The sequence below is a fragment of the Rhodoblastus sp. genome (assembly GCF_052145335.1).
Classification (GTDB): Bacteria; Pseudomonadota; Alphaproteobacteria; order Rhizobiales; family Beijerinckiaceae; genus Rhodoblastus.
The window spans coordinates 1-6,203 of record NZ_JBKQOU010000085.1 but is presented as its reverse complement, the minus strand read 5'-3'; the positions used below and the strand labels follow the sequence as shown (position 1 = coordinate 6,203).

At 53.2% G+C, this 6,203-nt stretch carries 6 protein-coding genes; 5 read left to right on the top strand and 1 reads right to left on the bottom strand.

Annotated elements, in window-relative coordinates; all coding sequences use genetic code 11:
• Positions 1 to 150: 150 nt before the first annotated feature.
• The 5 genes from ACLP2E_RS06030 to ACLP2E_RS06010 all read left to right on the top strand — a co-directional run bounded on the left by ACLP2E_RS06030 (position 151) and on the right by ACLP2E_RS06010 (position 4,994).
• Positions 151 to 552, top strand: coding sequence for a MerR family transcriptional regulator (locus ACLP2E_RS06030; RefSeq protein WP_442465421.1), 402 nt, complete (start codon positions 151 to 153; stop codon positions 550 to 552).
• A 547-nt stretch (positions 553 to 1,099) separates the two neighbouring features.
• Positions 1,100 to 1,972 carry a decaprenyl-phosphate phosphoribosyltransferase gene (locus ACLP2E_RS06025; RefSeq protein ID WP_442465422.1) on the top strand — a complete coding sequence of 291 codons (873 nt, stop codon included), beginning with the start codon at positions 1,100 to 1,102 and terminating at the stop codon, positions 1,970 to 1,972.
• A complete protein-coding gene (locus tag ACLP2E_RS06020) occupies positions 1,969 to 2,949 on the top strand; it encodes a lysylphosphatidylglycerol synthase transmembrane domain-containing protein (RefSeq protein WP_442465420.1) in 981 nt (326 codons plus the stop codon). The genes ACLP2E_RS06025 and ACLP2E_RS06020 overlap by 4 nt, the downstream gene beginning before the upstream one ends.
• 62 nt (positions 2,950 to 3,011) lie before the next feature.
• Positions 3,012 to 4,244, top strand: a complete 1,233-nt coding sequence (locus ACLP2E_RS06015; protein ID WP_442465419.1) for an FAD-binding oxidoreductase — start codon at positions 3,012 to 3,014, stop codon at positions 4,242 to 4,244.
• A gap of 3 nt (positions 4,245 to 4,247) precedes the next feature.
• Entirely contained in the window at positions 4,248 to 4,994 is a 747-nt protein-coding gene (locus ACLP2E_RS06010; protein WP_442465418.1) for an SDR family oxidoreductase, read from the top strand.
• A gap of 81 nt (positions 4,995 to 5,075) precedes the next feature.
• On the opposite strand, the gene ACLP2E_RS06005 is transcribed toward ACLP2E_RS06010, so the two are convergent.
• Positions 5,076 to 6,203: hypothetical protein (locus tag ACLP2E_RS06005; RefSeq protein WP_442465417.1), on the bottom strand; the 1,128-nt coding region annotated here is incomplete at its 5' end.

The window sequence follows — 6,203 nt, the reverse complement described above, 5'->3', positions numbered from 1 at the left end:
AGCGGCCGGCCGAGGCTTGCGACCCGGTCTCCCGCCCGCCCGGCGCTCGCGTCCATTGGAAGTGTTGTCATTTCGCCGCCCTCTCGCAGGTTTTCTCGACCGTCAAGCGATGCTACACCTTGAACTTATGTTTAATGTCAAGGAGCATTTATGCGCATCGGGGAGCTCTCAAGACGGACAGGAATCGCCGCCTCGCGCATCCGCTTCTACGAACGGCATAAGGTGCTGCCCAAGACTGCCCGCAGCGAGAACGGCTATCGGGAATACCCGGATACGGCCGTCAAAACGCTCAAGCTCATCGACGGCGCACAGCGGCTGGGTTTTTCGCTCAACGAAATCAGCAATTGTCTCAGCGAAGCCGCGCCCAACTTTCCGTCGCGGGCGGCGATGGTCGAAGCGTTACGAAGTAAACTTGAGGACATCGATCGGCACGTCGCGGAAGTACGAGCCAAGCGGCGCCAGATTGTGAAGCTGTTAAAGGAAATAGATGATCAAGCGCCGCAAAGACGCGTTACGGCGACCCGCTCGGCGTCACGGGTGACACACGCGTAATTGCCCTTTTGCTAACATGAGGACCTCACGTCTCCGGCAGCAAGGCGCAAGAACCGGGGTATTACAATTGCGGGCCTGTCACCGTAACGGGGCTGTCACCGTAATGGGGGCCGACCCCTGGCCCCGGATAAGCGCGATTCGGACGTCATCGCACCACTGTTCCACTTCGCGCGGGGCTGCGAATTGGCCGCTGGGTCTTCGCCGACGACGCGACCCAGAGCCTCGTTGGGTGCAGTTCCACACCCATTGGAATAAATGCTTGCCGAGCCTCATCACTTCTGCTCCAAGCCTTTGCTGCCGGGCTTGAGGCTCCGCCGCGTTCCAGACGAACTCGAAGCGCGCCGAAATTTCGAAACGGAGGTAGGCTGCGGAACAGGATGATTTCATTGCCCTATATAATTATGCTGTTTGCGCTGAAGCGCGCCGAGCCAGCTCGCAAAGATTGTCACCGACCTTCAAGACGGAGAAACCACGAATGCGTGCGCCGTTGCCCGCCCGGCCTCGACTGGCCAGTTGACACTTTCTGTGGGCAGTTTGGTTGGCCAATATGATTGAGCTACTTAGATTATTGCGTCCATGGCAGTATACAAAGAACGGGTTCGTGCTGATTGGATTAATATTTTCGGGCCGATGGAATGTAAAAACGTTTACGCTTGCAGTAGTTGCATTTTTGGCCTTTTGCGCGATAGCAAGCGCGGTCTATATAGTCAATGACATCTTTGATCGCGAGGCGGATAGGCAACACCCTGTCAAGTGCCGCCGCCCCATAGCGAGTGGAAAAGTCTCCGTCGTAAGCGCTATTGCAATAGCGATAATTCTCGCTATGGCGGCCGTACTGCTTGGCGTCTTTATCAGTTATACGGCAATTCTTCTATTGGTTTTTTATGGATTTATTAACGTCGGATACTCTATATGGTGGAAGCACATAGTTATAATCGACGTATTCATAATTTCCTTGGGATTTATGCTACGAATCCTAGTCGGTACGAGCGGGATCGACATCAGCCCGTCGTCATGGTTGCTCCTTTGTGGCCTAACGCTGACCCTTTTCCTAGGATTCGCCAAGCGACGTGCAGAACTTATGACCTTAGAAGAAAAGACGATCCCAGACAAGACCGCAATGCGACGAGTTCTGGATGATTATAACCCCCAGTTGATTGAACAATTTATGTCGATCAGTGCCGCTTGCGCCATCCTCAGTTACGCCCTCTATACGGTAGCGCCCGAAACTATAGCAATTCACCATACACGCTGGCTGATCGTCACTGTTCCGTTGGTGATCTATGGCGTATTTCGCTACCTCTATCTGCTGCATCAAGAAGGTCGCGGCCAAGATGCCACCCGCGACCTTTACGCAGATTGGCATTTGCTGGTGACTCTCGCGGTTTGGGCAGCTCTAGTTATCGCGGTGCTGGTGTGAGCACGCTCAGAGGCTCGCTGGGAACGCTCGGTGGTGGTAAAGGGCTGATCCTTTCGGCGTTGGTTGCAGCTCTGGCCTATTTGGGCTTTTCCCTTTGGGCCGGCTGGCGCGAAGTGGCGGGCGCATTCGCCGCGATAGGATTTTCCGGGATCCTAGTGGCTCTTTCGCTCTCACTGTTGAACTACGCACTGCGTTTCTGCCGATGGCAACTCTATCTAAGAAGCCTTGGTCATCCAATCGCCGCGCGGCCGAGCCTAACAATTTATCTCGCTGGTTTTTCCCTTACGACGACGCCCGGCAAGGCCGGCGAAATGCTGCGCGGGATTTTCTTGAAGAATCTCGGCGTGTCTTATATGCACAGCACGGCTGCTTTTCTTTCTGAAAGGTTGTCGGATCTGGTGGCGGTGGTTCTTATTGCATTGCCGGGGTTGGCGCTCTATCCGCAGGGCGGGATTTTTGTCATTACTGGCGTCGCAGCAATTGCTATGGCGGGTCTTTTGATTTCGCAAGGTGCTGCGTTGATCTGGCTTAGCGAGCTGCTAGAGGGGCGTTCGTCGCGACTTGTGAAAATGGTGCGACATCTGCTTTTGCTATTGCTCGAGGCACGGCGCTGTCATCGCCCCAGAGTGCTTCTCTTAGCCACCGCATTGAGTTTAGCGGCATGGTCGGCCGAGGCTTTCGCCTTTCATCTAGTGCTTGGCTGGACAGGTATTGAGTTGAACATATTCTTCGCCATGTTCACTTACGCCCTAGCTATGTTGGCGGGGGCGCTAAGCTTTTTACCCGGTGGTCTCGGCGGTGCAGAGGCGGTGATGATGGCACTACTTTTATTCAAGGGCGTTCCAGAACCGCTGGCCATCGCCGCGACGATCGTCATACGATTGACCACGTTATGGTTCGCGGTGGTGCTCGGTGTTGGAATCATGACGTTGGCCCAGCGCGAGCTGATGACAACTAGTCGCGCATCTTCGACATGACAGCTCCCATTCGCTCATGGAACCGCGTTCCCAAAGTCAGCCATTCGCGAGTGTTGGATATCTTGGGGCGCAATGAAGCTTTGCCCGCTTTGGCTGCAGGCGAGCGCTGCATCGCATTCGGTGCCGGGCGCAGCTATAGCGATGTCTGCCTCAACGAGGGCGGAGTGCTTCTGCGCACGCGCCGGCTCGATCATTTCATCGCGTTTGATCGCGCCACTGGACGACTAACCTGCGACGCCGGGGTCCAGCTTAAGGACGTTCTCGATCTAGCGACGCCACAGGGCTGGTTTCTCGCGGTCACACCCGGTACGCGCTTCGTCACAATTGGCGGAGCGATCGCAAATGACGTGCATGGCAAAAATCATCATATCAATGGCACTTTCGGCCACCACGTTCGTCGACTGGAGCTTTTGCGTTCAAATGGCGAACGGATCGTCTGCGGCCCTGATCTTCGGCCGGAGTGGTTTGCGGCAACCGTTGGCGGCCTCGGCCTGACGGGCTTGATCACCTGGGCGCAGGTGCAGCTTGCGCCCATCAACAACGCCTTTATGATTACAAGCGCCGCGCGCTTCCGCCGCCTTGAGGATTTTTGGACGCTTAACGAGCAGGCCGAGCAGGACTGGCCCTACACCGTTTCCTGGATCGATTGCGCCAGTAAGAGCACCAGGGGGATTCTGCTAGCGGGACGGCACGCCCCCATGAGAAGCGGCTTGCCAGCAGTCCGCGAGCGAAAACTGAACTTTCCACTAGAGACGCCGATCTCACTGGTCAATATAGCGTCTTTGCGCGCGTTTAACGTTGTTTATTACCATCGGCCTTTGCCGACCGACGTCGGTCTGACCCATTATGCGCCTTATTTTTATCCGCTCGACGCGATTCTCAATTGGAACCGGATTTATGGCGCGCGCGGTTTTTTTCAGTATCAGTGTGTGTTGCCGTCCGGCACTTCGCGCGACGCAATCGCCGACCTTCTGACTGTAATAGCGCGCAGCGGTGCTGGTTCATTCCTAGCCGTGCTCAAAACATTTGGTTCAAGACCGTCAGTGGGCATGTTATCATTTGCGCGTCCTGGAGCGACGTTGGCTTTAGATTTCCCAAATCACGGACCGAAGACGCTTGGGTTATTCGGTGAATTGGACGCAATCGTTGCCGAAGCGGGTGGCGCTCTTTATCCGGCAAAAGATGCGCGCATGCCTGGCGAGATGTTCCGCAAAGGCTTTCCCGCCTTTGAGAGATTTTCCGCCTTTATCGATCCAGGCTTCTCCTCGAGTTTCTGGCGCCGAGTTTCGGAGTGATACATGGCTAAAATAGCCATTTTCGGTGCTAATTCGGCAATCGCTGCTGCTTGCGCCCGGCAATGGATTGCGGAGGGCAACAGCATATTTCTGATCGGGCGCAATTCGGATCGCCTGAAGACAATTAGCGACGATCTCGGCGTGCGGAAGGGTGCTGATCAGATTGTTGCTCACGCGTGCGCAGATCTGAACAATTTTACGCGACACGCCAGTCTACTTGCGGAAGCTCAAAGGTCTCTGGGCGGGCTGGATATAGTGCTGATAGCACATGGTTCTCTGCCTGACCAGAAAGCCTGCGAGGCCAGTGTGCAATTGACACTGGACGAGATCAACACTAACGCCCTGAGCACCATATCAATAGCCACGCTCGCGGCCAATTTTTTTGAACGCGAAAAACGCGGTGTGCTTGTCGTTGTCGGCTCGGTCGCCGGAGATCGCGGGCGAGAGAGCAATTATGTCTACGGCGCAGCCAAGGGTATGGTGTCAGTGTTCTTCGCGGGGTTGCGCAGTCGACTTGCAAAATCCGGGGTCGCCGTAGTCACGATTAAGCCAGGTTTTGTCGACACACCGATGACCGCGCATCTAGAGAAAAAAGGACCGCTTTGGGCCCAGCCCGAAGATATAGCGCGCGGCATCGCGAGCGCTGTTTCTCGCCGACGGGACGTTGTCTATCTCCCTTGGATATGGCAATTGATAATGCTGGTCATTCGACACATTCCCGAAGCCGTTTTCAAGCGTTTATCTTTGTAGTATGACCACGAAACGTTGCTTAGCCAGGCGCTGTATTGGTCCAGTTGGTTCTGCTGATATAGGGACCGCACTGCGAGGCTTTTACGGATTGGCGCACAAATGCTTCGCTTTCACGATTATGATGCTTGGGCCGGGACGAGACGTCAAGCCGTCTAAGTTTAATCGAGCGCCACCGATGCGAGCAAGGACGTCGCCGCTCTCTATGTTATTAGTTAACTTATTATAGTAATTTTTTGCTGTTTTGTTGTCACTTGAGTCGCCAGCGTCACTCGGATCTATAGGTAACATTAATGCAATACCTAAATTAGGTGCGCAATTGCCTAGTTCACTGCTCGACTTAATTTCATAACCCATTGTTAACTTGCGAAGATCCTCTTCATGGACTCTTAGATCCTTTGCCACAAGCAATGAGGTGATTCCACCTATCCCGTTGACCACTGCCACGGCTTTCGTTCTCGTGTCCTTATAGTAAAATGCGTCCGAAGAGTCTCGCCACGTTGTATATACGAGAGGGCCAAGAGCGAATATAACAATAATCGAAACGATGCTTAGTGCAATGAACTCTTTTACCCGGAGCCTTGAAGTTAGTAGACCGGACAGTCTATAAATAACCCCACATCCTGACGCAAAAAGCACTCCAAGAAACGGGTAAATCTGAATAAAATTGCGATGAAAGTTAACCTTCATAGTTGTTGTAAGAAACAAGAATATAACCAATGGAAAAATAAGCGCAAATATCAGCCTTGGATACAGTACAACACCGAAGACTCCGATAGTAGCGATTACGGCATTAGACAGCCATAGGTTCTGATAGAACAAATCAAGCTGAAAGAGTACATGACGAAGGCCTGGTTCTGTTGTAGCTCCAGGATGGCCGAGAACCTTGTAGTGTCTCAATTCATCGCCAAGTCCGCTCAAGAAGCCAACTGAATCCAAAATTGCGTACGGCATCGCGATGGCGAATGTTAGAGCTGGTACGGCGGGCAACAAAATGAGCAGGTTATAATTGAAATCGAGCCGATGTTGATAATATCTGATAAGCAACGCAATAGATGGTATAACAATTATCAAAGAACTATTGTATTTCGTCGCGGTCGCCAAACCACAAAATATTAGCGAAGTGATGAGAAATTCCTTTTTACCGCTCTCTAAGAACGATAGCGATAGGAACACAACGCCTGTAGTGAAAAATGCGACTGGCACGTCCGT

Bases quoted from the DNA above. Each gene is read 5' to 3' on its own strand.
- ACLP2E_RS06010 (WP_442465418.1), top strand. From the start codon at position 4,248: ATGGCTAAAATAGCCATTTTCGGTGCTAATTCGGCAATCGCTGCTGCT.
- ACLP2E_RS06025 (WP_442465422.1), top strand. From the start codon at position 1,100: ATGATTGAGCTACTTAGATTATTGCGTCCATGGCAGTATACAAAGAAC.
- ACLP2E_RS06030 (WP_442465421.1), top strand. From the start codon at position 151: ATGCGCATCGGGGAGCTCTCAAGACGGACAGGAATCGCCGCCTCGCGC.